We start from the raw sequence: 24124 nt of genomic DNA, 5'->3' as shown, positions 1-24124 counted from the left end.
CGGCTCTGCAAAGTCTGACCCCATGAGGCAGCCTTATGAAACGCCGTTCCCTTTGCCCAAAACAGCCCACGTCTTCTCTCTTGCCGCAAAAGCGAGGGAGTAAGCATGGCTAGCATTGCCCCCTATCTGGGATTTGCAGAGCGCTTTATTGCGCTGATCGACAAACATCCGCGCCGCGCTGTCATTGCTGTTCCCGTTGTGATGTGCGCGGCGATTGTGGCGCTTGCTTTCTGGCAGGCACCATCACTGATTGGCCTCTACGAAGCGCGCAGCGATCACACTTACCGGATGGAAATCCTGCGCGAAGAACGCGAACGGCGCGCCGAAGTGCACGCCATAAAAGTCGACGAATTGGTGCGTCAGCGATTGCTCGATCTGCGCCTTCGCTCCTCGTCAAGCCGTGCAGTTATTCGGGCGTTGGTGTTTGATGTGGACCAATCTGAACAGGTTGTGGGCATTGTCGATGTGTTTGAAAGCATGGACATCCGCACTGAGGAAACGGGCCTTCGCAATCGCCCCTTCCTCTCACCGCGATCCGGCGCACATTGAATTATATGCTGGCGAGCGACGTTCCGCGCTGTATTGCCCGCAATGTTGAGGACTATGAAGATGGCGAGCTTCAGGCCTTTATGCTCGCTGGCAATCTGAAAGCATCGGTTGCGTGTCCCTTAAGAACGCTGGACGGGCGCCCGATTGGATTGCTGGCTGTCAGTATCCGCACACCGATCGAGCAAAACACGCTGGTGCAGCCGATGACTCGCGACGCTGCGCTGGAATTGGGCGCGATCCTGACCGAGGCCGCCTCTTTCAAATCTGTTATCACCCGCAAACGGGAGACCCCCAATGAACACCCGAGCCCCTGTATTCGACGCTGTCCGCAAATTGTTGGGCCGCGGATTTCGCCGCGATGAAGTGAATGCGCTGGATGATGCGCTTGATAACGCCATGGATTGTGCGGGCGATAAAACCGCAGATTTATTGTCTCAGGACCGTGTAACATGCGGTCCATGTCTCTCAATCGGACCAGACGGAATTGCGCTTATCAAAGCGTTTGAGGGCTGCGAACGCAAACGCCCTGATGGCCGGGTTGAGGCCTATCCTGATCCCGGAACGGGCGGGGAACCGTGGACGATTGGCTGGGGCGCAACCGGTATGGGACTGGATGGCAAACGGATCGGGCCCGGCACTGTGTGGTCCAAGGCTGAATGCGATGCGCGGTTGGAACGCGATCTGGTCCGCTATGCCGATGACGTCGCGCGCGCGATTGGCAAGACGCCGACGACGCAGAGCCAGTTCGATGCAATGGTCAGCTTTCACTACAACACTGGCGCGATTGCCCGCGCGACTCTAACCAAAAAGCACATCGCCCGCGATTACGCAGGCGCGGCGCGCGAGTTCCCGCGCTGGAACAAGGCAGGAGGCCGCGTGATGAACGGTCTGGTCAGGCGGCGTGCGGCAGAACGGAAGCTGTATGAACGTTGAGCTCGCCTGCGGCGCCAATCGGGCCGTGCAGGGCTAAACCTAAATCGTCTTGCTGGGTTTGAACGGAGCGCTCTGCCCGTCTTTGCTGAGGCCCTTGGCAAGATCATCCACGGCAGCTTTGCGCGGTGCGGTGGCCTCTGCGATCAGGCGGGTTTGCTCCTCCGCGTCCATCCGTTTCCACCCATCGCGCGTGAGCGTTTCGAGCGGGCGATAACGGACCTTGTACTGCATCCGCGGTGACCCATCGACCCAATAGCCAAGGTAGACAAACGGCAACCGGTCCATCGCAGCGCGGCGGATGTGGTCCAGGATAATGTAATTGCCCAATCCCGCGCGCCCTTCGTGAGAAGGGTCGTAGAACGAGTAGATCATCGAAAGCCCATCGCCCTGACGATCCGTCAGACATGCGCCGATCAGTTTGCCCTGCTCCCCGCCAACGCCCGGTTCGCGGTATTCAACCAGAGTGCTGGTAACAGGAGTGTGTTCGACCATATCGGCATAGTCGAGCTCGTCCATGGCAGACATGCCGCCATCCGGGTGGCGGACAGCGAGGTATTTGGACAAAAGCTCAAACTGTTCATCGGTTGCCCAAGGGCGGCATTCGGTCACAACAAGATCGGAATTGCGTTTGATGTCGCGTTTCTGCGTGCTGGATGGTTTGAACTCGCTGGCAACAACACGGACCGAAATACAAGCCTGACAATCAAGGCAGCTGGGACGGTAAGCAACGGTTTGACTGCGGCGAAATCCGATCCTGCCAAGCGCCTCGTTCAGCTGATCGGCATGCGCGCCTTTCAGTTCGGTGAAGACCTTGCGTTCCTGTTTGCCCGGCAGATAGGGGCACGGCGCAGGGCTCGTAACAAAGAAGCGGGGAAAGCGGATTGGGGCCGTCACGGGTAAAAGTCGGTCCTATCTTGCGAGAGAATCGCGGGGAAATCGTTAAGATCAGGTTATGCCTGCTCCACCCTCGCGGTAAAAGACCCTTAACCATGAAACAGGGTGAATAATGTCTTACTTTGCACAATGCCGAGGGCCGCAAGGGCCAAAGCGGAGCAATCTGGGACGATGCGCGCAGCATTTGTGAAACGCAGGCAGGTAAAAGCCCCTATCTCAGCCCTAAGCTTTCAGCCGAAGATCAATTCAGCTCCACCAGTTCAACCGCGTAATTCTTGGCACGCAAAGCGCTGACCAATTGTTCCACCTGGCTGGCATCACGCGCTTCGCACTCGATATCAGTGATAAGGCCTTTCGCAGGGAGCGTGGTAAAAATACGCTGATGATAAATCTCGATGATGTTGACATTGTGATCATCGAACAATCGCATGACCTTGAATAACGCGCCGGGCCGATCCTGCAATGTCACCCGCAAGCGCGCGAGCCTCCCTTGCCGGGCCAAATCGCGCAGCAGCACATTGGCGAGCAAACGCGTATCGATATTGCCCCCACACAAAACGAGACCGATTGTTTTGCCCTTGAACCGTTCAGGGTTTGAAAGGACCGCAGCAAGGCCCGCAGCCCCTGCGCCTTCGACGACGGTTTTCTCAATCTGGAGCAGGAGAGAAACCGCCTTTTCAAGCGCTGGCTCGTCCACCAGCAAAATATCATCGACGCGTTCTTCAATCACTTTGGCTGTGAACGCGCCGGGACGTTTGACCGCAATACCTTCGGCCAGCGTGTCGCCCCCGCAATCGCGATCTTCACCCTTGATGCGCGAATACATGCTGGGGAACAGCCCTGCCTGTACGCCAACAACCTCAATATCGGGATTGGTCGAGCGTGCCACAGTAGCCATGCCAGAGATCAATCCGCCTCCGCCGATGGGAGTGACGAGACAATCTAGATCCGGTTTTACGTCCAGCATTTCAAGAGCGACTGTGCCCTGCCCTGCAGCAATCAGCGGATCATCAAAGGGATGGATGAATGTAAGCCCCCGTTCCCCTTCCAATTGGCGCGCATAAGCGTGCGCATCGTCAAAGGTCTCTCCTTCCAAAACGACATTACCGCCAACGCTTTCTGTCTGCATCACTTTAACGGTTGGCGTGGTGCGCGGCATCACGATGGTGACGGGAACCCCCAGCCGCGTGCCGTGGTAAGAAAGCCCTTGGCTGTGATTTCCAGCCGATGCAGCGATGACGCCGCGCTGCTTTTGGTCCTCGGTGAGGTGCAGCAACGCATTGAGCGCGCCGCGTTCTTTGTAGGCTGCAGTGAATTGCAGATTTTCAAACTTTAACCAAACCTCAGCTCCGGTTATCTCGGACAAGGTTATCGAGTGCATCATCGGCGTTTTGACAACCGCACCGTCGATCCGTTCGGCCGCAGCGCGCACGTCATCTATCGTAAGGTCTGAAGGGATCGCAGCGCTTTCGCGCAGGCCGGATTGGGGGGCTTCTTGTGCAGTCATATCGCCGCCCGGTTACGCGCTCAAACGCGCCAGAGCAAACCCTATCGGTTGGCAAGCTTTGGATAAGACTCTAGGCACCAACTCCATGAGCAGATTGAAAACAGTCGCCTTCATCGGCCTCGGGGTCATGGGCGGTCCGATGGCCGGGCATCTCGCACGAGCGGGACATTACGTGCGCGCTTTTAACAGGTCGGCGAAACGCTCTTCTGCCTGGCAAAAAGCTTGGCAGGATGAGGGTTTTGAAATCGCGATGCCTGCAACACCGGCTGAGGCGGCAGCGGGCGCCGACATAGTCTTTACCTGCGTTGGTAAAGACGAGGATGTCGATGAAATCACTCGGGGCCCAGCAGGGATATTCGAAGAGATCGGCAAAGGCGCAATGCTGGTCGATCACACCACGACGTCGGCAGCGCTTGCCCGCAGCCTCGCGGAAGAATGCGAAAAACGCTCCATCGAATGGCTTGATGCGCCGGTGAGCGGGGGCAGGCTGGCGCTGAAAGCGGGCAGCTCGCAATCATGTGCGGCGGTACTGATAAAGCTATGGAGCGCGCGCGTCCCGTTATGGAAAGCTATGCCAAGGCCATCACGCATGTGGGTCCGGCGGGTTCTGGCCAAACCGCCAAAATGGCCAACCAAATGTGCATTGCAGGGATCCTGGGCGGCTTGTCCGAGGCTGTGCGATTGGCGCAGGGCGCAGGCCTCGATCTTGAGAAGACCTATGATGCCATTTCAGGTGGTGCCGCGCAAAGCTGGCAGATGGACAATCGCTGGGCCACGATGACAGCCGGCACATTTGATTTTGGCTTTGCAATAGACTGGATGCGCAAGGATCTGGGCTATGCCCTTGATGAGGCAAACCGGCTGGGCCTGTCCTCCCCTATTACCGCTTTGGTCGATCAGTTTTATGCTGATGTTCAGGCGCAGGGCGGCAACAGACATGACACCAGTGCGCTCATCACACGGCTGGCCAAATCGACGATACAGGATTGATTGACAATGCAAATGTTCTCTCGCGCGGTGGCATCATTGGCGGCGGCACTTCTATTCGGTGTCTCCTCCACTGCCAACGCTGACACTTTGGTCGATAATGTTGACGGGATCACCATCGCTGAGGGCGGCAAAGTCAAGCGGTTCACAGGCCTTGTATTTGATGATGACGGGCGCATCACTCAGGTTCTGGAGCGCGCTGAAGAGCGGCCCAGCACCGATTTCGCCGTCGATGGAAAAGGTCAGGTGATGCTGCCGGGCATGATCGATGCGCATGTGCATGTGATGGATATCGGCTTTGCCGCACTCACACTCGATTTGTCTGACACAAACAGCCTCGAAGATGCACTGGCCAAAATTAAGCAATTTGCCGAGGACAATCCGGGGCGGCCCTGGATTTTGGGTCGCGGTTGGAATCAAGAGAAATGGGGGCTGGGCCGTTTCCCTACCGCCGCCGAACTCGACAGTGTGGTCGCAGATCGGCCTGTGTGGCTGGAACGCGCCGACAATCACGCCAATTGGGCCAACAGCCTCGCCATGCAACGCGCCGGGGTCACGGCGGCCAGCAAAGACATCGAGGGCGGCCGGATCGTGCGCGACGTCGCGGGCAATCCCACCGGGGTATTTATCGACAATGCGATTAAGCTTGTCGGAGAAAGCGTCCCCACGCCTCGCCCTCAGGACCGTGATGCCGCCTTCGCCAAAGCGCAGGAAGTGTTGCTCGCCAGAGGTGTGACCGCGGTCGCTGACATGGGTACGCCGGTGGTCGATTGGCAGACGTTTCGGCGTGCGGGCGATCTAGGCTCCTTGAAAATCCGGATAATGGCCTATGCGGACAGCATTGAGGCGATGGAATTGATCGGTGGGCCAGGCCCTACCCCCTGGCTTTATCGCGACAAATTGCGGCTTTTGGGCGTGAAGCTATACTTGGATGGCGCGCTGGGATCACGCGGGGCTGTCTTAAAGGAACCATACGAAGACCAACCCGGCACGCGGGGCCTGCCGCTGCTAACTCCAGCGCAATTGCGCAACCGGATGAGCCGCGCTGCGCTCGATAATTTTCAAACGGCAGTTCACGCGATTGGCGATGCGGCAAATGCCGATGTGCTGCTGGCGATCGAGGAATTGGCAGACACCTATAAAGGCGACCGGCGTTGGCGCATTGAGCATGCCCAAATTGTTGATCCCGCCGATCTTGCAGCGTTTGGCAAGCATGGGATCATCGCGTCAATGCAGCCATTGCATCAGACATCGGACCGCGAAATGGCAGAAGCGCGCCTTGGGCCTAATCGCTTGGGCGGCGCCTACGCATGGCGCAGCGTTCTTGCCAAAGGCGGGCGGCTGGCTTTCGGGTCAGACGCTCCAGTGGAATTGGCTGACCCATTTGCGGGCATTGCTGTTGCAATCAGCCGGACCGATGAAAACGGTGAACCTTTCGGCGGCTGGCGCGCAGAAGAAGCTGTGAGCCGCGAAGACGCCTTGCGCGCTTTCACCGCTGATGCGGCATTTGCAGGTTTTGCCGAGGGTCGATTTGGCAGGCTTATCATCGGAGAACGCGCCGATTTTCTGCTCGTTGATCGCGATCCAATGCTTTCCACACCGCGCGATATCAGAGCAACTCAAATCAGCGAGGTCTGGGTGGGCGGCGTCCGGGTTCTTCAGCAATAGGGCGAGCTTTGCGAGGGCGATTAACAGCCGTTAAGCGGGGCTTGCGCTCGTTAAACAATTCAGCTGGTCTTCTTAATAACACGGTTTGAACAGTTTTGGGTCGGCACGTTCACCTTTTCGTCATACTTGGCGTGCAAGTGCGTTGCGCGAACTTAAGCAAATCATGGTTTCTTTTGTCTGACTGATGCGATTGATGCAATTGTGCAACTGCACAAAAAAACTTGCTCCGATTTGGCATGGAATTGGTCCGAAACTGGCTGAACTCGTTTAAGGTTTTAGAATTGCACCATATTTTTGACAGCCCTCAATATGGTGCATCACAAAAAGAGGGTTGTCACAATCGTCGGGCAAGTCTATTTGAAACCTGGCAACACAAGAACGATCTCAATAGGAGACCACTAAATGAAGATCCGCAATCTCGCTCTGGCGACAGCAGCTATTTCGCTTGCTGCTACGCCGGCTATCGCAGAAGCCGCGTTTGAGCGTTCGACCGCACCGGTCGAAGGTGAAAGCGGTCTCGAAGGCGGCTCTGGCATCATCATCGCTGTTTTGGCGGCTGCTGCTGTTATTGCCGGTATCATCATCGTTGCTGACGATGGTGACGACGAGCCGACAAGCCCCTGAGGGTTTTGACGAACCAATTGAAAGAGGCTCCTTTTTGGAGCCTCTTTTTTTGTCCAAAATCCGCGCGCTAAGCTATTGGCGCGGCGCGCAAAGGATGAGGTGAGGGTCGAAGAGTATCCAACGGCCTGCGTCTACAGACCTTTCTCAAAGAGACGGCTCGCCCGTATCTTCTCCCTCGTCGATCAAACCTTCATCTTCTTCGTTCTCAGCGTCAGGCCGGCCTGCTTCCTGAAAACGCATGAGGAACAGCGACCCTTCAAACAAAAGCAATAGCGGCACTGCCAAGATGACCTGACTGCCCGGATCAGGCGGCGTTACAATCGCTGCCAAAGCGACCACACCAACGATTACATATCGACGGGCAGCAACCAATTGTTCGCGCGTAACAATTCCTGCTTTGTGCAGAAGCATCAATAGAACGGGCAAAAGGAACGTGACACCAAAGGCCAGAATGAACTGCATCACAAGGTTGAGATATTCACCGGCCGACGGAAGCGCCTCAATATCAATTCCGCCCGCATCTCCTCCATAGCCAAGGAAGAACGCAAAAGCGGTGGGCATAACCACGAAGTAAGCAAGCGCAGCTCCGCCAAGGAACAGCACGGGCGTGGCAATGAGAAAGGGCAAAAATGCACGCTTCTCTTTTGCATAAAGCCCCGGCGCAACAAACGCCCACAGCTGATTGGCGATAATTGGGAAGCTCAGCATAAAGCCTGCGAACAAGGCGACCTTGAGATCGACGAAGAACAATTCAGGCAGTTTGGTGAAGATTAACTGGCCCTCGCCATCGGGAAATGCACTGATAAGCGGCTTGACCAAAAAGGCGAGAATGGGATCGGCGAAGACCAGGCAGACGCTGAAACACACCAGCAATGCGAGCACACAACGGACCAACCTGCCGCGCAGCTCAATCAGGTGATCAAGCAGCGGTGCACGGCTTTCATCAATATCTTCGATCTTGAGAACCATCGCGCCCTCTTATCCCTCAGTGTCAGGCTGTGGTTTGGGATCGGAATTGGCTTTGGGCGATGCCGCTGCGACATGTGCCGGATCCACTTTATCTCTATCAGCGGGTTCATCGGCACCACCGGTTGGTGGGCTTTTTGGAGCCTCAATCGGAGGCGGGCCTGTCATTACAGGTTCACCAGCTTTGTCTTCAGCCGAAACAGCGGTGCGCTTCATGATTTCCTCATTCTGCGCTTTCCACTTTTTCTCCATGTCTTCCAATTCAGCTTCGCGGACCATGGCATCAATGCCGGTGCGAAAATGAGCTGAGACCTTGCGCACCTGGCCAATCCATCGACCAACCGTACGCATGGCAAGCGGCATGTCTTTTGGGCCGATCACGATGACGGCGACGATTACAATGACAAGCAATTCAGCGGCGCCGAGATCGAACATGACGGGTTAAAGGCCCTGCCTCTCCTGAAAATTACACGATTTGGGCGCGGCGCAGGCCTGCGACAAAAATCACGACGATGGGGTGTTCTCGCCCGTTTTCGTGCTTTCCGGCGAAGCAGCCGAAGGATCGGCTGGCGGCGCTTCGATTTGGGCATTGGACGCAGGCGTGTCATCCACTTCTTCGTTCATACCCTTTTTGAAGCTGGAAATACCTTTGCCAAAATCACCCATCATCTCTGAAATCCGGCCACGGCCGAACAGGACAAGAATGACCACGGCAATGATTGCGATTTGCCAAACACTAAGACCCATGGGGTTTCTCTCTTATTGCACAGAACACATTCGATATAGGGACAAACGCCCTGCTATGCCACCCGAGTTACACATCAGCGTTCATTATCCGTTACAGCGTCAATTGCGCCATCGGACAGAGCAACGCCCGCATCGCTGCCGTCATCATCGTTTGGCCCACTTTCTGCTTTTACTGAAACATCACCCAAAGCCTCTTCCAATGCCTCATCGACAGGATCGAGAAGGCCCGCAGCGCGCAATTCGTCCATTCCGGGCAGATCGCGCCGCGATGCCAGGCCGAAATGATCGAGAAAGCCCGGCGTTGTTGCATAGATTACCGGCCGGCCGGGCACTTCGCGCCGGCCTGCTGGTTTGATCCAACCCGCTTCCAGCAACACATCCAGCGTTCCCTTGGCCGTTTGGACGCCGCGAATGGATTCGATTTCGGCCCGGCTGACAGGCTCATGATAGGCAATGATCGCTAGCACTTCGGTGGCAGCCCTGCTTAAGCGCCGGACCTGCTCACGCTCGCGCCGAAGCAAATGCGCAAGATCAGGTGCGGTTTCAAAGTGCCACCGTTTGCCGCGTTCAACCAGATGAACCCCGCGCTTTTCGTAATGCTCGGCAAGCGCATGAAGACCGCTGCGAATCTCGACATGTTCAAGGCCGCCCAAATGCGCCGACAAATTTTCGACGCTCAAGGGTTCTTCAGCCGCAAACAATGTGGCCTCAATCGCCCGCTCAATATCATCAGATGACGTACTTTGGGCGTTGGTGGGGGCGAAAGCGGCCGCTTCACTTGCGCCTTCGCACTTGTGGACCGTCTCCTCGCTCATTGTGCTGCGTCCTGTTTCATCCGCCTGATCCGCATCGGGGCAAACGCCTCGTCCTGATCAATCTCCGCCCGGCCCAATCGCGCCAATTCAAGCGCTGCGACAAAACTGGAAGCAAGCGCGGATTTGCGCAGTTCTGGTTCCGCATGCGGGGGAGAAAGTCGCGAATATCCATCCATTCCAGCGTGACGCCCAGCATCGAGGAAACCCGATCAAGCGCGCTGTCGAGCGTCATCACCGGGCGATCAGCCACATGGTATATTCGCGGCGCCGTGCGGGCCTTTACCTGGCCATAGGCCTGGATGATCGCATAGACATTGCTGGTCCAAACCGTTTTGCGGTCGGTGCGCAGCCCTTCGGGTGCACCGCGCAAGAATATGTCCCGCCCGATCCTGTCACGCCCCATCAAGCGCGCTGCAGCTTCGCGCATGGCTCCCAGCCTTTGAAGGCGCAGTTGCAAACGCAGCGCGAGTTCCTCTGGACTTGGGTCTTCCTGCTCGTCCTTGGGCAAAAGCAGTGCAGATTTGAGATAAGCCAGCCACGCCGCCATCACGAGATAATCGGCGGCAAGCTCCAATCGCAGGCTTTCCGCACGCTCGATATATCCAAGATATTGATCAACCAGCGCAAGTATGGATATCTGCCGCAGATCAACCTTTTGACGGCGCGCCAGATCAAGCAGCAGGTCAAGCGGCCCTTCCCATCCCTCCAGATCGAGATAAAGCTTGTCGCCCGAGGTGGTGTTTTCTTCATGCCCCCCGTGAACGATCAAATTTTCGCCCGCATCATCGCGATCGCCATCTGGCCAGGGCATCACTGGTGCCGCGACATCTTTAGCCTCCGCAGGCTCAGAATTGAGGGCCTGCATAGGGCCTTCGATATCTTCTTGATTGCTCATGCCTGCTCGACCGTCAGAGCCAGCAGAGCATCGCGTTTAGCCAGCAATTCAGCTTGGTCATCCGGCATTTTGTCAGCGACAGCGGTGTTCTCCAACGCACGATCAAGCCGGTTCGCTGTTGCCTCAGTCATAGCAGGCAAGACGTCGCAAATCCCTTTCATATCCTCCATTTTCGCCCAGCAATTGAGGATGATGTCGCAGCCAGCCCGATGCGCGCGGGCGGATCGTTCGGGGATGGTGCCAGTAAGAGCCTCCATATCAATATCGTCGGTCAGCAGCAGACCATCAAAGCCGATTTCACCGCGAATAATATCGCGGATGATTGTCTCAGACAAAGTGGCAGGATTTTGCGCATCCCATACCGGGAACAGCAAATGTCCCGTCATCCCGATCAAAGCGGTGTTGAGCGCCCGAAACGGCGCGAGGTCTGAAGCGAGCTCCTCTGCGCTTTCATTGACCGTCGGCATTTCCTTATGCGTATCGACGCTGCTGCGCCCATGGCCTGGCATGTGCTTGATGCAACCGGTCACGCCGCCTTCGGCAAGCCCTTCGAGGATTGCGCGCCCGATCGCGGCAATTTGCATAGGGTCAGAGCCGAGCGCGCGATCCCCGATAACATCATGCGCGCCTGCCTGGCGCAGATCGAGCGGTGGGTGATAATCGACCGTAATGCCCATGGCCGACAATTCGAGCCCCATCGCGCGCGCATTCACCCGCGCCGCTTCAATCGCGCTGGCTGGCGCGATTTGATAAAGGTCCGCAAACGCCTCGCCCGAAGGATAAGACGACCAATGCGGCGGACGCAATCGCGCCACGCGTCCCCCTTCCTGATCGATGGATACCAGCAGACGGTCGCGCCCGTGCAGGCTGCGCAATTCATCGGTGAGCGCGCGCAATTGTTCGCGATTGTCGCAATTGCGCCCAAACAGGATGTAGCCTGCCGGATCAGCATCGCGGAAGAAATTACGCTCATCAGCCGTTAAAGTCAGGCCGGAACATCCGAAGATTGCCGGGGTCATGTCTGTAGCCTTGCAGCACAGGCGCGGTCAGGCAAGCGGGCTAACGGTCCGTTATGGGGAAAAATGCGGCAGAACGCGGTGCGCATCGCTCCTAAGGCTTGACCGCACACTCCAGGCCATCTGCCTTAATCGCCGCGCAAAGCCTGTCTGCTTCGGCGCGATTGGATGCCATGACCTGCAAACGATAGACGGTGCCGATATCGACCTTGGCTTCGACAATCCGGTAGCGAGCGCCGTTCAGTGCATCCGAACTGCGGCTCAAATCCGTCCACCCTTTTTCGGCCCGCGCACGGTTACCATAGGCGGCCAATTGCACCGCAACGCCGCTGGCATTTGACGACGCACCGCTTGAGGTATCTGATGAAGGGCTTGCTGCGGTTTCAGACGCTTGAGTGTCAATCGTTGGCCGCGCTGTATCACCCCCTGCGTTTCCTGCACCCTCTGCTCCTGCGCTATCGGCCATTTGCGCATCGCGGACCTCGCCCTCGCCTACGCCCGGTGCCAGATTGCCCGTGCCTTCAAATTCCTTGCCGCCCGGATCCTCGGGGCGTTCCTTGATCGGACCGGCTGGTGCTTCGATCGTGCTGCCATCTGCGACCACTGCGGCATCGCCAGACCCCTTGGTGAAATACCAAACTGCGATGATAATAGCTGCTGCCAGAACCAGCAGTACGGCCAGAAAGCTCATGACCTGAACACTGTCGATACCACCGGCAGCCGCATTGTCTTCATCAGATTCGAGCCAAGGGAGGCTTTCATCAGCACTAAGATCAAGCTGGTCTTCGGTCACGGTGATATCCTCAAATTCGGCATCAATTACCATCGTCATGGTGCCTACCCCCTGTTGGCACGAGCGCGGGTGCTACATGGCTTCGACCGCATCGACGCCTAACACACCTAACCCATTACGGATTACTTGCCCGATTGCTTGGCCAAGGAAAAGCCTTGCGCCCGACAATCCCACATCGTGTTCCAGCTTGAACCGCTTTTCAGGCTGTTTGGTGCCCATTGTGTAAAAAGAATGCAGCTCTGAGGCCAGATCATAGAGGTAAAACGCTATTCTGTGCGGCTCTCGCGCTTTGGCAGCGGCTTCAATCTCACGCGGGAATTGCGCCGCGCGTTTGATAAGCGCCAATTCTTCTTCGCCCAAACGCTCCAGATCGGCTGGGTCAGGCGTGATCCCTTCTTCAGCGGATTTCAGTGCGGTGCGATTGAGCCGGGCGTGAGCATATTGAACGTAGAACACCGGATTGTCTTTGCTCTGCTCCACCACTTTGGCAAAATCGAAATCCATCTGCGCCTCGGGCTTGCGCGTCAGCATGGTGAAGCGGACAACATCCTTGCCCACCTCCTCGATCATATCGGCGATGGTGATGAAATTGCCGGAGCGTTTGGACATTTTCACAGGTTCGCCGCCGCGCATCAGCTGGACCATCTGGACAAGCTTCACATCGAACGGGGTTGGCTTGCCCTTGCCTTCGGATAAAGCAGCAACCGCAGCTTTGATCCGCTTTACCGTACCTGCGTGGTCCGCACCCCAAATGTCGATCAATTCATCAGCATTTTCCGCCTTTTGCATGTGATAGGCGAGATCGGCTCCGAAGTATGTCCATGCGCCGTTTGACTTCTTGATCGGGCGATCCTGATCATCGCCGAACCGGGTGGACCGGAACAGGGGCAATTCGACCGGCTCCCAATCTTCGGGCGGCGCTTTACCTTTCGGCGCCTCTAGCATGCCGTCATAAACAAAATCGTGCTCGCGCAGCCAGCTTTCCGCTTCATCCGGTTTGCCCGCCAGATGCAGCGCAGCTTCGGATGCGAAAACATCGTGATGGATGCCCAACAGTCCAAGATCAGACCGGATGACATCCATCATCCGCGACACTGCCTCTGCCCTGAAAATCGGCAGCCAATCTTCTTCTGCGGCATCTTTGAAGCGGTCGCCCAGCTCATTGGCGAGCGCCTGGCCCACAGGCACGAGATAATCGCCGGGATAAAGACCTTCCGGGATTGCACCGACGTCCTCGCCCAGGGCTTCGCGATAGCGAATGTGCGCGGAGCGTGCGAGCACATCAACTTGTCCGCCCGCATCGTTGATGTAATATTCGCGGATCACATCATGGCCTGCGAATTCAAGCAGGCTGGCCAACGCATCACCGACCACCGCACCCCGGCAATGGCCCATATGCATCGGCCCTGTCGGATTAGCCGAAACATATTCGACATTCACCGTGGTCCCCTGCCCCATGGCAGAGCAGCCATACCCATCGCCGAGCGCATGAATAGCCTTCAGCTCTTCCAGCCAAGTCTTTGTATCAAGACGTAAATTGATAAATCCCGGCCCAGCAATCTCGGCGCTGATGATCGCGGGATGCGCTTTCAGTTTGGCGGCTATCTGTTCTGCCAGATTGCGCGGATTGGTCTTTGCCTGTTTTGCCAGCACCATGGCGGCATTGGTTGCAAGATCGCCATGCGAAGGATCGCGCGGCGGCTCGAGCGTTACGTTCTTGAACGAGGCATCCGCAGGCAAATCGCCATCTTCAACCAGCGCGTCCAATGCAGCGTCAATCGTGCCTGCAAAGGCGGTGTAGAGTGTTGTGTGGTCTGTCATGTCCCCGCGCGGTTAGCGCAATGGCGGCCTAGGGAAAAGCCGCAATCCTACCGCCGGACGTTATAGGCGAGTTGATCTTCGGTCAGCTGGAACCCGATCAGCATCTCAAAACTGGTCCGCTGGATCGCCGCGCGCACATCAGGTGCCGTCAGCGGGTCAAGCGCAGCTTCAGGATCGCCGGGGCGCCTGCGAGCGGTGATTTTCTCACGAATATCTTCTGGCAAGGTCGCTGCGGCCTTATCAACAAATGATCCCGCTTTGTTGCTTGTCATGGCACGCTCTTCGCCATCGGCGAAGCTCAACGTCACCTGACCCACCCGCTTGGTCACGACCGCGCTACCACCGCGCAAAACGGTGACAAAATAGGGCAATGTCACCGTACGAGCGCCGCGCACATCCTTGCGCGTGGCAACCACATCAAAGGTCGCTTCACTGTAGATTTTGTCAGTCGTGTCATCGCAAGTGGACCGCAATTTGGTAATCGCAGCGCTCACATCAAGATTGGCAAAGCTTGCATCATCTGCGGTGCGGAAAGTTGTGATATCGCCGGTGTAATCGGGAATGCCAACGGCCGGACAACTCGACAGCACCGATGTGATACCCACACCTTGATTGACGACCAATTCGCCTTCTTGAGAGCACCCAGCGACAGCTGCCACCAACCCCAAGGCCATTGTCCAGCGAGCACCCAAATGTGCAACGGATTTCATCTGTTCACGGTCCTTAAATTTCGATCCAAAAAGGCGGCCTGAACCAACCCAGTGACATGTCCCTAGCGAGACGCGTCTCAAAGCGCTAGTAGCGCTTGCATGAACGCGCCCTTTCACGACTCAGCATCCGCCAAAAAACCCCTCAATCTGCTGATCGCAGCGCCGCGCGGCTTCTGCGCTGGCGTGGACCGGGCGATCGAAATCGTTGAAAAAGCGCTCGAACGCTATGGCGCACCGGTCTATGTCCGGCACGAGATCGTCCACAACAAATATGTGGTTGAAGGCCTGAAAGCCAAAGGCGCTGTTTTCGTCAAGGAATTGCACGAGGTGCCCACAGATGCGCCCGTGGTCTTCAGTGCGCACGGTGTACCCAAGGCGGTGCCTGCCGAGGCAGAACGCCGCAATATGGTATATGTCGATGCGACCTGTCCGCTGGTCTCCAAAGTCCACCGTCAGGCCGAACGCCAGCTTGAAAAGGGGCGGCATATCATTTTCATCGGCCACGAAGGACATCCCGAAGTCATTGGCACTATGGGTCAGGTAGAGCCGGGTCAGATGACCTTGGTTGAGAATATCGAAGATGTGGACAAGCTTCCCTTCGACAGTGATGAACCGCTGGCCTATCTCACCCAAACCACTTTGTCGGTTGATGACACGCGTGAGGTGATCCAGGCGCTCGAATGGCGCTATCCCAATATTCGCGGACCCAAAGCGGAAGACATTTGCTATGCCACGTCAAACCGGCAGGCGGCGGTCAAAGACCTTGCTAAGGATTGCGATCTTGTGCTGGTCGTCGGCGCTCCCAATTCATCCAATTCGCTGCGGCTGGTGGAGGTTGCGGAGCGTTTGGGCACACCGGGCAAGCTGATCCAGCGCGCTGATGAAATTGATCCTGCTTGGTTGGATGGAATTGATACAATTGGATTGACCGCCGGCGCATCAGCCCCCGAAATATTGGTTCGCGAAGTGGTGGATGCCTTGGCCAAATTGCGCCCTGTCGAAGAACGCACCATCACGGCAGCGGAAGAGAAAATGGTGTTCAAACTTCCGCGTCAATTGACCGAATAATCGTAGCTTACGACCGTGAATTGAGCTGCCATGGCCGTTTATACCCATCTTAGCGCCGAAGTTCTCAGCGATCTAATCAGCCACTATGACGTCGGTGAATTGGTCTCGGCCAAAGGGATCGCCGAAGGTGTGTCCAATTCCAACTGGCTAATTGAAACGCGCAAGGATGATGACGCGCAAGCACGCTATATTCTCACCATGTATGAACGACGGATCGAGCTTGATGATCTGCCCTATTTCCTAGGCCTGCTCGATCATCTGTCCGCCAAAGGCTGCCCTGTCCCGCGCACAATCCATGATCGCAGCGGCGCAGAATTCCGCATGGTGAATGACAAAGCCGTTGCGCTGATTGAATTTTTGCCTGGGGTATCACCCACCCGCCCCACGCCAGAACAGGCCAAGGCGGTTGGAAAAACGCTGGCGGCAATTCATTTGGCGAGCCAAGATTTTCTGCTGAACCGGTCCAATACGATGGACTTTGCCAGCAATTTTGCCGCCCTGGAAAAGTGCACACCCAACGGCCTGAGCGCGATTCATCCTGACTTGCCAGCAATGCTTGGCCCGGCCCGCGAAGCAGCAGCGCTTGATTTATCCGCTTTGCCAGCCGCGCAAATCCATGCTGACCTTTTTCCTGACAACGTTTTATTGCTGGACGGGCACGTAACGGGCCTCATCGACTTTTACTTCGCCTGCACAGATTGCATGATCCTTGATCTGGCGACGACACACGCCGCCTGGTGCTTTGATTCTGACACCGGCGAATATATGTCCGATTGTGGGACAGAATTGCTTAACGCCTACGAAACTATCCGGAACCTGACAGAGCAGGAGCGGATGCTGTTCCCGGCAATTGCAAAGGGGGCGTGTCTGCGTTTCATCGCCAGCCGTTCAGAGGATTGGTTAGAGACGCCAAATGATGCATTGGTTACAAGAAAAGACCCGATGGGATCTCGTCCATAGATGGCGGTTCTACGACCAAAAAGGCGCGGGTCTTCTAAGCTGAGGGGCGGTTTCCGTTGTTTATCGGAGCCAACAAGACAATGAAACAAGTAGCAATTTACACCGACGGCGCATGTAAGGGAAACCCGGGGCCAGGCGGCTGGGGCGCACTTTTGAAGATGGGTCAGCACGAAAAAGAGCTGTCCGGCGGTGAAGAAGACACAACCAACAACCGGATGGAGCTGACCGCAGCAATCAAAGGGCTTTCTGCACTCATCGAACCGTGCTCAGTGGACCTATATTCCGACAGCAAATATGTGCTCGATGGGATTACCAAATGGGTTGATGGCTGGCAGCGCAATGGCTGGCGAACGGCCAGCAAGAAACCGGTTCGCAATGCTGATCTATGGCACGAATTGATTGATGTAGCCGCCAAACACCAAGTTGAATGGCATTGGGTTAAGGGGCATTCCGGCCATCCGGAAAATGAACGCGTCGATCAGCTTGCCAGCAACGAAGCCGACGCAATCCTTGCGGCCGAATAAAGCGCAAGACCCCACACAAAAACGGGCGCGCCGCATTGGCACGCCCGGATTGTCTTTTGCGAATGAATGGCAGCCTTAGCTGTTGTCTTCTACCGGTGCGCCGGGTCCATTCTTCTGGATCGATTCGATCGCGTTCTTCGCCGACGATTTGCTGGAATAGCCCTGCGTTGAGAACATCACTTCCGAATTGTAGCTGAAGCGCACACGAAATTCGCCCGCTTTATCTTTGTAGATTTCAAACTTGTGAGACATTTCTCTTCCCCTCATTCGTGTTGGATCTAGCCTGCACCATACAGATCGAAAGGGGCTTGGCTAGGGTGAAGCCGCCGCGAGGACACCAGGATTTACAACCTTAAACCTTGCGGGCGAATAGGCCTGTTCATCCAGCCCGCAAGTGGTCGCATCGCGCGGTCTATCAAGCGCAATCTGCGCAGCGAGACGGGCAGCGGCGGGCGCGGTTTGAATGCCAAAGCCGCCTTGGCCAGCAAACCAGAAAAAGCCCGCGACAACGGGGTCCGCGCCATAAATTGGCAGGCGATCAGGCGCGAAACTGCGCAGCCCGGCCCAGCGTCGTTCAACCGCTTCGATCCGCCAATTTGTGACCGAACAAAACCGATCAATCGCCAGCGCAACATCCATCTCTTCCGGCGCTGCATCGCACGGTTCGCTTGCGATCTCATCATGCGGGCTGAGCCATAGACGGCCATTGTCGGGCTTGAAATAAAACCCGCCATTGATGTCGAGCACCAGCGGAAGATCGTCGGGGGCAGCCGGGTCTACACGCAGCTGCATGACTGTCCGGCGCTTAGGTTCAATACCCAATGGCCTTGCGCCTGCCATCTTGGCGACCGGGTCCGCCCACGCACCTGCCGCGTTGATAACTTGGGCCGCGCGAAAAGATTGCCCCGACTGCGTTGAGATACGCCAGACACCACTTTCATGCGCGAGCCCGCTCACACGCGCACGGCAGACCATATCGCCGCCAGCGCGCCGCAATGCGCCAAGATAATGCTGATGCAAACCTGCGACATCAATATCCGCGCAGGCCTGCTGCCAGATGCATTCACTCCATTCAGCCCGGACCTGCGGAACCCGAGCGGCCAAGTGCTCACGGTCCTTGCGCTCCAGCATCACACCGGTTTGCTCGAACCGATCAATAAAGGCTTGCATAGCGCCCCGGTCTTCAGCGCGCCCCAGATACAGCGCGCCGCGTTCGCGCAGGAAACCATGGTGCTGCAGGAACGGCCCAGACGCCAATGTCAGTGGCGCCACGCCCGGCCCGCCATAGGATGCTTCCCAAAACGCAGCCGAACGCCCGGTTGAATGGTAGCCGGGAGCATCCTCCGCTTCGAGCACAAGCACCGATGCATAAGGCGCGATTTCAGCAGCAATGCTCGCGCCCGCCATTCCGGCACCGATCACGGCAAAATCATAGACCTTCCCAGACATCAGCCGCGCGGTGCCCCTAAGGATGATCCCCCATCGGTCACACGGCCGAGAAATTCGCCAATCGCGTCCATCACAAGGCTGCGCACTTCGTCCACTTCGCGCAGAACCTCATGATGCGCCTCCGCGCCCAGTTCGAGCAGCTCGCCTTTTGGCAAGCGGGACACGGCGCGGGTGTTGGCCGTATGGCTGACCAGCTTATCAATGGAAGTGGACGCAATCAGAACGGGCACATCGACCGCTTCCATCGCGCCTGCTTCCTCCAACCTTCTGCATGATGCATAGGCACGCTCTAACCAGCCCCAGCTAGCCGGACCCATCGCAATTTCCGGGCGCTGCGCGCGCCACCACAATTCATCAGCATAACGATCTGGATCATGCGTTAAAAGCCGAGCGCGTTCCTCAGGCAGATCGCCCGGCTTTTCTCCGCCTTTCCATGCTTTGCGCATGGGATCGCCGATCATCGTCATCAATGTCGCAACCGAATGCAGCATTGCAAGCGGCAAAGGAGGCCCTGCCATGCCTAGCATGGGCGCAGACAGCGCCACGGCATCAGGCAGCGGGGAAAGGACGCCGTCGACCAAAGCGCGCATGACAATATGCCCGCCCATTGAATGCGCCGCCAGCACATGCGGGCCTGGAGTGGCCGCCACCCAGTCCTCCCAAAACGCGGCAAGATCAGCGGTCCATGTCGAAAAATCGTCAATATGGCCGGTTGTGGCATCACCGCCGAGCCTTCCGCTGCCGCCCTGCCCGCGCCAATCCGCAGCCGTTACACGCCAGCCACCAAGGTGCCATTCGTGCAGGCTTTCTAGATATTTTTCATAATGATCGCCGCGCCCCGGCATAAACAGGATTGATCCGCGCGGGCCGGCCCCTTGCGAAAACGGCCAATCGATTCGGCGAATGGAATGCCCATCGCGCGCGGCCCAGCGGCTTTCCACCGCTTCAGCAGGAATAGCGCGCCGATCAATCGTATCAGCAGACATTCGCTTGTTTGTCGGGGAAGACATTTCGCCGCCATGCATGTCCTAAATATCGTCCCTCTGGTTTTGGTTACTTTATAGTAAGCACTGACCTGTAGCACGCCCTTACTCAAGGATCGCCGGATGGATTGGCGATCATACTGCCGCGAGGGCTTGGCGCTAATGATGTACCTTCACTACGGTTTGCTGATTGGCTTGGCAATTGCGCTGCTTTTTGCAGCGTTCACTGACATCCGCAGCCGCAAGATCGCCAATTGGCTGAACGGTGCCATTGCATTGGGCGCGCCTTTGTTCTGGTTTGCCAGCGGTATGGCGATCTGGCCGGATATGCTCATGCAATTCGGCTTTGCCTTGCTGGTAAGCGTTGCCTTGATGGGGCTCTACGCTCTCGGCCTATTGGGCGGGGGTGATATCAAACTGCTCGCCGCGCTTTCGCTTTGGATTGCGCCGCTCGATTACATGACCTTGCTTGTGATCATGGCGATCGTGGGCGGTTTCATGGCGATTTATTTTGTCGTGCGCCGCATCGTCTTCAAACCCTCCACCCCCGGCCAGCTCCCCTACGGAGTGGCGATTGCAGCCGGCGCGCTGTGGGTGCTGAGCATCAATCATTTCGACACAATCGCACTGGCCGCCAATCCGGGGTGAACCCGATCTTAACCAGTTCGCGCTTAACGATAGAAACCATACCTGCCCGCACACCAATCAAGGGCAATTACGAAGGGGCCTGAATAGCCATGGATAGGAAGAAACTGGTTCTGCTGCTCGGCGCGTTGATCATCGCGGTCGGCACCGCATTCGCAGCGCGCACCATGTTCGCCGGGGGAACGGCTGCACCTGAGGCAGTCGCCGCAGAGCCTGTGGGCCCCAAGGTTTTGGTAGCCAAGCTGCCTTTGCCTGCTGGAACAATTATCACTGCCGAGGCGCTGGAATTCCAGTCCTGGCCCGAAGGTCTTGTGCAGGATGCATATTACCTTGAAGGCGAATCGGATGTGTCCGGTCTATTGGGAACGGTCGTTCGTGATCCGCTCACCGTGGGTGAACCTGTAACGCAGGGCACCCTTGTTAGCCCAGGCGATCGCGGCTTCCTCGCTGCTGCGCTGGGCGCTGGGATGCGTGCTGTCACGGTTCCTGTCTCTGCCAAAACCGGCGTTGCAGGCTTTGTCTTTCCGGGTGACCGGGTTGACCTTGTTCTTACGCAAACCGTCGGCGGCGAAGGTCGTCCGCTCAATGCGGCTGAGACTGTGCTGCGCAATCTGCGCGTGCTCGCAACCGATCAGTCAACCGAGCAGTTCTTTGATGAAAACGGCAAAACTCAGGTTCGCGCTTTCCGCACCGTAACGATTGAAGTGACGCCGAAGATTGCCGAGAAAGTTTCGGTTGCCATGACGATTGGCGAACTGACGCTGGTACTGCGGTCTATTGCTGACAATCAGGCTGAATTGGAACGCGCAATCGCATCAGGCGATATCGAAATTCCCGAAAATGCGACGCCAGAAGAAGAAGAGCGCATCTTGCGTGCCGCCATGGCGCGTCCGGTGGACAAAGGCACGACCTTCTCAACCGGCGGCGATGTCTCACGCTTTCAGCGCAAATCGATCCCGCCGAGCCCTGAAGAGGTGAAGCGCCAGCAACAGGCCGATGCGCAACGCGCTGCCGCCGCTGCTGCTGGGCTTGATCGCCGCAACACTGGCCCTGCCGCACCAACAGGCCCCAAGGTCCGAGTGACCCGTGGTCAGGCCACCACCGAAGTAATGGTCGATAGCCAGGCAGGAGCTGCAAACTCGCTGCTGCGCAGTCAATCGCAAAACATCCGCAGCACCGGCCAAACCGCATCGGGTGTGGCAGGCGCCGTAATCCGCTGAGGGCATGACCATGTCGGACACCAATTCACGCTTTAACGCTGCGCAAGCGGCAAATGGAAAACCCATTGGGGGGCGAAAAATGACACGCCAACTTACGAAAAAACTGCTGCTGGCAAGTCTGGCGATTGCGCCGCTTGCTTCTGTGCCGACCAGCACAGCAACCGCGCAACAGGTCGTCAGGCCATCGCAGGACATCGTTCTGTCAATCGGCAAAGGCGAACTGGTCACTGTGCCTGGATCCATGGCCGACGTTTTTGTCGCCAACGATCAGGTTGCCGACGTTCAGATCAAATCACAGCGTCAGCTTTACGTCTTTGGTAAAGCGGGCGGCGAAACGACCATTTACGCCAGCAATGCGCGCGGCGATGTGATCTTTTCGGCCAATATCCGCGTCGGATCAAACATTGACAGCATTGATCAAATGCTTGCTCTCGCCATGCCAGAAGCGAAAGTCAGCGTGTCGACCATGGGTACCAACACGGTGCTTTTGACAGGCACTGTGGCCGCCCCTGAGGATGCGTCTGAAGCTGAGCGTTTGGTTCAGGCGTTTCTGGGCGAAGAGACCAATGTTATCACTCGCCTGAAAACGGCTACCCCGCTGCAAGTGAACCTTAAGGTGACCTTCGCCGAAGTCAGCCGCTCGCTGGTTCGCGCTATTGGCGGCAACCTTCAAACGGCCGATGCGACAGGCGGTTTCCGCTTTGGCGTAGGCACTGGCGGACGCCAGATCGGCGGGGCTGAATTTAACTATGGTGGCCCGCTTGGTGTTGGCAACGGCGCAGCACAAACCTCGATTGTACTGCCCGATGGAACGACCCTGACAGGGCCGTCGATCGATTCCAATGGCGGAACCACTTTGGGCGGTCTTGGTCAGTTGTTTGGCCTTAATATGCTGGGCGCACTCGATCTGTCTGAACAGATTGGCCTTGTGACCACAATTTCCGAGCCGAACCTTACCGCGCTTTCGGGCGAAACTGCCACATTCCTGGCGGGCGGTGAATTCCCGATCCCGATCAGTCAGGGACTGGGCAATGTCGCGGTCGAGTTTAAGAACTTTGGTGTTGGCCTCGCGTTTACGCCGACGGTGCTTTCCAATGGCCGTATTTCGCTGCGTTTGCGCCCCGAAGTGTCTGAATTGTCAAGCCAGGGTTCGGTTACGCTGAACGGCTTTGAAATTCCAAGTCTGACAACTCGCCGCACCGAAACAACCGTGGAACTTGGCTCTGGCCAAAGCTTCATGATTGCCGGCCTGATGAGCAACAATTCGCAAAACGCCATCGATAAGGCCCCGGGTCTTGGCGACGTGCCGATCCTCGGTAACCTGTTCCGTTCACGCTCTTATCGCAAGGGCGAGACCGAACTGGTCATCATCGCGACACCTTACCTAGTAAAACCTGTCAATGCGAGCGACATCAAGCTGCCGACCGACGGGTTCCACACCGCCAATGAAGCGCAGCAATTCCTGGGCTTCAGGGATCAAAATGGTGTTTCGGGAGAAGGGCGCCCCGGCCCCAGCGCGGCTGAAGACAGCGTGCCTGCCCCATCGGCAACGATTGGCGCAGCCAGCCCAGCCGCGATTGTTCCTGCACCTGCGCCCCAACAACCGCGCCGCAGCGAAAAGAAACGCAAAAAAGATCGCCAAGCCGAAGCCGCCAAACCCGGCTTTAACCTCTGATGAAAAGGGATAGTACGATGTCACAGCCACGCAAAAGCAAATTGGCGACCGTGCCAGCATTCGCACTCGCCCTCACCGCAGGTCTAGGCCTTGCAGGGTGCGGCGGAATGCCGACCAACAACACTGTGTACAGCCAGAAACAACCTGTGGTTGAACGGACCAACTTCACGCTTGATGTGAAGACGCAGGCCAGCGGCCTTGCGGTATCCGAACAGCAGCGCCTCAATGGTTGGTTCGAAGCCATGGACTTGCGCTATGGAGATCGCATTACCATCGAAGATCCGGGCCAGAACCCCGCAGTCACTGGTGCTGTTAACGATCTTGCAGGCCGTTATGGCCTGATCGTAACCAGCACTGCGCCCGCCACGTCGGGCTTCCTCAATCCGGGCGCTGCCCGCGTGGTCATCACCCGGTCGACCGCTTCCGTCCCTGGTTGCCCTGACTGGTCGGCAAAATCGGACATGAATTATGGCAACGCAACCAGCCCCGGCTATGGCTGCGCAGTCAACAGCAATCTGGCCGCGATGGTCGCCAATCCCGAAGACCTGCTCGAAGGTCAAACCGGATCAAGCGAGACCCTGATCGCGACTTCGAACAAAGCCATCACAACATTTCGCGAAGCCGAACCGTCTGGTGCGGGCGGCCTTCAAGACGCGGCAGCCGGAGGTAACTAAG

26 protein-coding genes and 2 pseudogenes are annotated in these 24124 nt (G+C 57.1%); 14 read left to right on the top strand and 14 right to left on the bottom strand.

Annotated elements, in window-relative coordinates:
• Positions 1 to 105 precede the first annotated feature (105 nt).
• The 3 genes from AC0V6L_RS10215 to AC0V6L_RS10205 are packed head-to-tail and all read left to right on the top strand — an operon-like array spanning position 106 to position 1482.
• Positions 106 to 549: a hypothetical protein gene (locus tag AC0V6L_RS10215; RefSeq protein WP_486154151.1), complete on the top strand. Its 444-nt coding sequence runs from the start codon at positions 106 to 108 to the stop codon at positions 547 to 549.
• Positions 550 to 554: 5 nt separating this feature from the next.
• Positions 555 to 911 (top strand): hypothetical protein, encoded by a 357-nt coding sequence (locus AC0V6L_RS10210; protein ID WP_486154149.1) that lies wholly within the window; start codon positions 555 to 557, stop codon positions 909 to 911.
• Entirely contained in the window at positions 844 to 1482 is a 639-nt protein-coding gene (locus tag AC0V6L_RS10205) for a lysozyme (RefSeq protein ID WP_486154147.1), read from the top strand. Before AC0V6L_RS10210 ends, AC0V6L_RS10205 begins: the two co-directional genes overlap by 68 nt.
• Before the next feature lie 39 nt (positions 1483 to 1521).
• On the opposite strand, the gene AC0V6L_RS10200 is transcribed toward AC0V6L_RS10205, so the two are convergent.
• Both AC0V6L_RS10200 and AC0V6L_RS10195 read right to left on the bottom strand, forming a co-directional pair.
• Positions 1522 to 2376: an arginyltransferase gene (locus AC0V6L_RS10200; protein WP_486154145.1), complete on the bottom strand. Its 855-nt coding sequence runs from the start codon at positions 2374 to 2376 to the stop codon at positions 1522 to 1524.
• A gap of 241 nt (positions 2377 to 2617) precedes the next feature.
• Entirely contained in the window at positions 2618 to 3883 is a 1266-nt protein-coding gene (locus AC0V6L_RS10195) for a threonine ammonia-lyase (RefSeq protein ID WP_486154143.1), read from the bottom strand.
• An 85-nt stretch (positions 3884 to 3968) separates the two neighbouring features.
• Between AC0V6L_RS10195 and AC0V6L_RS10190 the strand changes: the two are divergent.
• From AC0V6L_RS10190 to AC0V6L_RS10175, 4 genes and pseudogenes are all read left to right on the top strand, one after another.
• Positions 3969 to 4420: pseudogene (locus AC0V6L_RS10190) on the top strand (NAD(P)-dependent oxidoreductase); the annotation flags it as partial.
• Complete coding sequence (locus tag AC0V6L_RS10185; protein WP_486155104.1) at positions 4400 to 4873, top strand: NAD(P)-dependent oxidoreductase; 474 nt, start codon at positions 4400 to 4402, stop codon at positions 4871 to 4873. The pseudogene AC0V6L_RS10190 and the gene AC0V6L_RS10185, both read left to right, overlap by 21 nt.
• A 12-nt stretch (positions 4874 to 4885) precedes the next feature.
• Positions 4886 to 6538, top strand: a complete 1653-nt coding sequence (locus tag AC0V6L_RS10180) for an amidohydrolase (RefSeq protein WP_486155103.1) — start codon at positions 4886 to 4888, stop codon at positions 6536 to 6538.
• A gap of 402 nt (positions 6539 to 6940) precedes the next feature.
• Positions 6941 to 7162: a hypothetical protein gene (locus tag AC0V6L_RS10175; RefSeq protein WP_486150424.1), complete on the top strand. Its 222-nt coding sequence runs from the start codon at positions 6941 to 6943 to the stop codon at positions 7160 to 7162.
• 144 nt (positions 7163 to 7306) lie between these two features.
• On the opposite strand, the gene tatC is transcribed toward AC0V6L_RS10175, so the two are convergent.
• From tatC to AC0V6L_RS10130, 9 genes and pseudogenes are all read right to left on the bottom strand, one after another.
• On the bottom strand, positions 7307 to 8131 hold the full coding sequence (gene tatC, locus AC0V6L_RS10170) for a twin-arginine translocase subunit TatC (RefSeq protein WP_486154141.1): 825 nt from the start codon (positions 8129 to 8131) through the stop codon (positions 7307 to 7309).
• A 9-nt stretch (positions 8132 to 8140) separates the two neighbouring features.
• On the bottom strand, positions 8141 to 8563 hold the full coding sequence (gene tatB / locus AC0V6L_RS10165; protein WP_486154139.1) for a Sec-independent protein translocase protein TatB: 423 nt from the start codon (positions 8561 to 8563) through the stop codon (positions 8141 to 8143).
• 69 nt (positions 8564 to 8632) lie between these two features.
• Positions 8633 to 8875 carry a twin-arginine translocase TatA/TatE family subunit gene (gene tatA, locus AC0V6L_RS10160; RefSeq protein ID WP_486154137.1) on the bottom strand — a complete coding sequence of 81 codons (243 nt, stop codon included), beginning with the start codon at positions 8873 to 8875 and terminating at the stop codon, positions 8633 to 8635.
• Between the two features lie 74 nt (positions 8876 to 8949).
• The gene (gene scpB, locus AC0V6L_RS10155) at positions 8950 to 9690 is read right to left on the bottom strand and encodes an SMC-Scp complex subunit ScpB (protein ID WP_486154136.1); all 741 of its coding nucleotides are present in this window, start codon (positions 9688 to 9690) and stop codon (positions 8950 to 8952) included.
• A pseudogene (locus AC0V6L_RS10150) lies at positions 9687 to 10555 on the bottom strand (segregation and condensation protein A). Before AC0V6L_RS10150 ends, scpB begins: the two are co-directional and overlap by 4 nt.
• A gap of 26 nt (positions 10556 to 10581) precedes the next feature.
• Entirely contained in the window at positions 10582 to 11604 is a 1023-nt protein-coding gene (gene nagZ / locus AC0V6L_RS10145; protein ID WP_486154134.1) for a beta-N-acetylhexosaminidase, read from the bottom strand.
• A 91-nt stretch (positions 11605 to 11695) separates the two neighbouring features.
• On the bottom strand, positions 11696 to 12433 hold the full coding sequence (locus tag AC0V6L_RS10140; RefSeq protein WP_486154133.1) for an SPOR domain-containing protein: 738 nt from the start codon (positions 12431 to 12433) through the stop codon (positions 11696 to 11698).
• A 33-nt stretch (positions 12434 to 12466) separates the two neighbouring features.
• On the bottom strand, positions 12467 to 14215 hold the full coding sequence (argS, locus tag AC0V6L_RS10135) for an arginine--tRNA ligase (protein ID WP_486154132.1): 1749 nt from the start codon (positions 14213 to 14215) through the stop codon (positions 12467 to 12469).
• Positions 14216 to 14262: 47 nt separating this feature from the next.
• The gene (locus AC0V6L_RS10130; protein WP_486154131.1) at positions 14263 to 14925 is read right to left on the bottom strand and encodes a hypothetical protein; all 663 of its coding nucleotides are present in this window, start codon (positions 14923 to 14925) and stop codon (positions 14263 to 14265) included.
• Between the two features lie 99 nt (positions 14926 to 15024).
• On the opposite strand from AC0V6L_RS10130, the gene ispH reads away from it, so the two are divergent.
• The 3 genes from ispH (at position 15025) to rnhA (ending at position 17477) form a co-directional block, all read left to right on the top strand.
• The gene (gene ispH / locus AC0V6L_RS10125; protein ID WP_486150408.1) at positions 15025 to 15993 is read left to right on the top strand and encodes a 4-hydroxy-3-methylbut-2-enyl diphosphate reductase; all 969 of its coding nucleotides are present in this window, start codon (positions 15025 to 15027) and stop codon (positions 15991 to 15993) included.
• 30 nt (positions 15994 to 16023) lie between these two features.
• A complete protein-coding gene (locus AC0V6L_RS10120) occupies positions 16024 to 16953 on the top strand; it encodes a homoserine kinase (RefSeq protein ID WP_486154130.1) in 930 nt (309 codons plus the stop codon).
• 80 nt (positions 16954 to 17033) lie between these two features.
• The gene (gene rnhA, locus AC0V6L_RS10115) at positions 17034 to 17477 is read left to right on the top strand and encodes a ribonuclease HI (protein ID WP_486150404.1); all 444 of its coding nucleotides are present in this window, start codon (positions 17034 to 17036) and stop codon (positions 17475 to 17477) included.
• 75 nt (positions 17478 to 17552) lie between these two features.
• On the opposite strand, the gene AC0V6L_RS10110 is transcribed toward rnhA, so the two are convergent.
• Genes AC0V6L_RS10110 through AC0V6L_RS10100 form a run of 3 tightly spaced genes read right to left on the bottom strand, consistent with a single transcriptional unit; the run spans position 17553 to position 19936 of the window.
• Positions 17553 to 17729, bottom strand: a complete 177-nt coding sequence (locus tag AC0V6L_RS10110; protein ID WP_486154129.1) for a YegP family protein — start codon at positions 17727 to 17729, stop codon at positions 17553 to 17555.
• A 60-nt stretch (positions 17730 to 17789) separates the two neighbouring features.
• Entirely contained in the window at positions 17790 to 18926 is a 1137-nt protein-coding gene (locus AC0V6L_RS10105; RefSeq protein ID WP_486154128.1) for an NAD(P)/FAD-dependent oxidoreductase, read from the bottom strand.
• Positions 18926 to 19936 carry an alpha/beta fold hydrolase gene (locus AC0V6L_RS10100; RefSeq protein WP_486154127.1) on the bottom strand — a complete coding sequence of 337 codons (1011 nt, stop codon included), beginning with the start codon at positions 19934 to 19936 and terminating at the stop codon, positions 18926 to 18928. The genes AC0V6L_RS10105 and AC0V6L_RS10100 overlap by 1 nt, the downstream gene beginning before the upstream one ends.
• 135 nt (positions 19937 to 20071) lie before the next feature.
• Here AC0V6L_RS10100 and AC0V6L_RS10095 point away from each other — a divergent pair, with 135 nt between their 5' ends.
• From AC0V6L_RS10095 to AC0V6L_RS10080, 4 genes are all read left to right on the top strand, one after another.
• Entirely contained in the window at positions 20072 to 20557 is a 486-nt protein-coding gene (locus tag AC0V6L_RS10095; RefSeq protein ID WP_486154126.1) for a prepilin peptidase, read from the top strand.
• An 89-nt stretch (positions 20558 to 20646) separates the two neighbouring features.
• The gene (cpaB, locus tag AC0V6L_RS10090) at positions 20647 to 21774 is read left to right on the top strand and encodes a Flp pilus assembly protein CpaB (protein ID WP_486154125.1); all 1128 of its coding nucleotides are present in this window, start codon (positions 20647 to 20649) and stop codon (positions 21772 to 21774) included.
• Between the two features lie 79 nt (positions 21775 to 21853).
• On the top strand, positions 21854 to 23449 hold the full coding sequence (locus AC0V6L_RS10085) for a type II and III secretion system protein family protein (RefSeq protein WP_486154124.1): 1596 nt from the start codon (positions 21854 to 21856) through the stop codon (positions 23447 to 23449).
• Between the two features lie 17 nt (positions 23450 to 23466).
• A complete protein-coding gene (locus tag AC0V6L_RS10080; protein WP_486154123.1) occupies positions 23467 to 24123 on the top strand; it encodes a CpaD family pilus assembly protein in 657 nt (218 codons plus the stop codon).
• Position 24124: the final 1 nt, after the last annotated feature.

This window comes from Erythrobacter sp. JB1-15, from assembly GCF_057365035.1.
This window is presented reverse-complemented; position numbering and strand designations above follow the sequence as displayed.

Excerpts from the sequence above, each read along its gene's own strand:
- AC0V6L_RS10215 (WP_486154151.1), top strand. The coding sequence starts at position 106 with ATGGCTAGCATTGCCCCCTATCTGGGATTTGCAGAGCGCTTTATTGCG.
- AC0V6L_RS10210 (WP_486154149.1), top strand. The coding sequence starts at position 555 with ATGCTGGCGAGCGACGTTCCGCGCTGTATTGCCCGCAATGTTGAGGAC.
- tatC (WP_486154141.1), bottom strand. The coding sequence starts at position 8,131 with ATGGTTCTCAAGATCGAAGATATTGATGAAAGCCGTGCACCGCTGCTT.
- AC0V6L_RS10205 (WP_486154147.1), top strand. The coding sequence starts at position 844 with ATGAACACCCGAGCCCCTGTATTCGACGCTGTCCGCAAATTGTTGGGC.
- tatA (WP_486154137.1), bottom strand. The coding sequence starts at position 8,875 with ATGGGTCTTAGTGTTTGGCAAATCGCAATCATTGCCGTGGTCATTCTT.
- AC0V6L_RS10110 (WP_486154129.1), bottom strand. The coding sequence starts at position 17,729 with ATGTCTCACAAGTTTGAAATCTACAAAGATAAAGCGGGCGAATTTCGT.
- AC0V6L_RS10100 (WP_486154127.1), bottom strand. The coding sequence starts at position 19,936 with ATGTCTTCCCCGACAAACAAGCGAATGTCTGCTGATACGATTGATCGG.
- rnhA (WP_486150404.1), top strand. The coding sequence starts at position 17,034 with ATGAAACAAGTAGCAATTTACACCGACGGCGCATGTAAGGGAAACCCG.
- AC0V6L_RS10175 (WP_486150424.1), top strand. The coding sequence starts at position 6,941 with ATGAAGATCCGCAATCTCGCTCTGGCGACAGCAGCTATTTCGCTTGCT.
- AC0V6L_RS10085 (WP_486154124.1), top strand. The coding sequence starts at position 21,854 with ATGACACGCCAACTTACGAAAAAACTGCTGCTGGCAAGTCTGGCGATT.
- scpB (WP_486154136.1), bottom strand. The coding sequence starts at position 9,690 with ATGAGCGAGGAGACGGTCCACAAGTGCGAAGGCGCAAGTGAAGCGGCC.
- tatB (WP_486154139.1), bottom strand. The coding sequence starts at position 8,563 with ATGTTCGATCTCGGCGCCGCTGAATTGCTTGTCATTGTAATCGTCGCC.
- AC0V6L_RS10130 (WP_486154131.1), bottom strand. The coding sequence starts at position 14,925 with ATGAAATCCGTTGCACATTTGGGTGCTCGCTGGACAATGGCCTTGGGG.
- AC0V6L_RS10095 (WP_486154126.1), top strand. The coding sequence starts at position 20,072 with ATGATGTACCTTCACTACGGTTTGCTGATTGGCTTGGCAATTGCGCTG.
- AC0V6L_RS10120 (WP_486154130.1), top strand. The coding sequence starts at position 16,024 with ATGGCCGTTTATACCCATCTTAGCGCCGAAGTTCTCAGCGATCTAATC.
- AC0V6L_RS10195 (WP_486154143.1), bottom strand. The coding sequence starts at position 3,883 with ATGACTGCACAAGAAGCCCCCCAATCCGGCCTGCGCGAAAGCGCTGCG.
- cpaB (WP_486154125.1), top strand. The coding sequence starts at position 20,647 with ATGGATAGGAAGAAACTGGTTCTGCTGCTCGGCGCGTTGATCATCGCG.
- AC0V6L_RS10080 (WP_486154123.1), top strand. The coding sequence starts at position 23,467 with ATGTCACAGCCACGCAAAAGCAAATTGGCGACCGTGCCAGCATTCGCA.
- argS (WP_486154132.1), bottom strand. The coding sequence starts at position 14,215 with ATGACAGACCACACAACACTCTACACCGCCTTTGCAGGCACGATTGAC.
- AC0V6L_RS10140 (WP_486154133.1), bottom strand. The coding sequence starts at position 12,433 with ATGACGATGGTAATTGATGCCGAATTTGAGGATATCACCGTGACCGAA.
- AC0V6L_RS10180 (WP_486155103.1), top strand. The coding sequence starts at position 4,886 with ATGTTCTCTCGCGCGGTGGCATCATTGGCGGCGGCACTTCTATTCGGT.
- ispH (WP_486150408.1), top strand. The coding sequence starts at position 15,025 with ATGAACGCGCCCTTTCACGACTCAGCATCCGCCAAAAAACCCCTCAAT.
- nagZ (WP_486154134.1), bottom strand. The coding sequence starts at position 11,604 with ATGACCCCGGCAATCTTCGGATGTTCCGGCCTGACTTTAACGGCTGAT.
- AC0V6L_RS10105 (WP_486154128.1), bottom strand. The coding sequence starts at position 18,926 with ATGTCTGGGAAGGTCTATGATTTTGCCGTGATCGGTGCCGGAATGGCG.
- AC0V6L_RS10185 (WP_486155104.1), top strand. The coding sequence starts at position 4,400 with ATGTGCGGCGGTACTGATAAAGCTATGGAGCGCGCGCGTCCCGTTATG.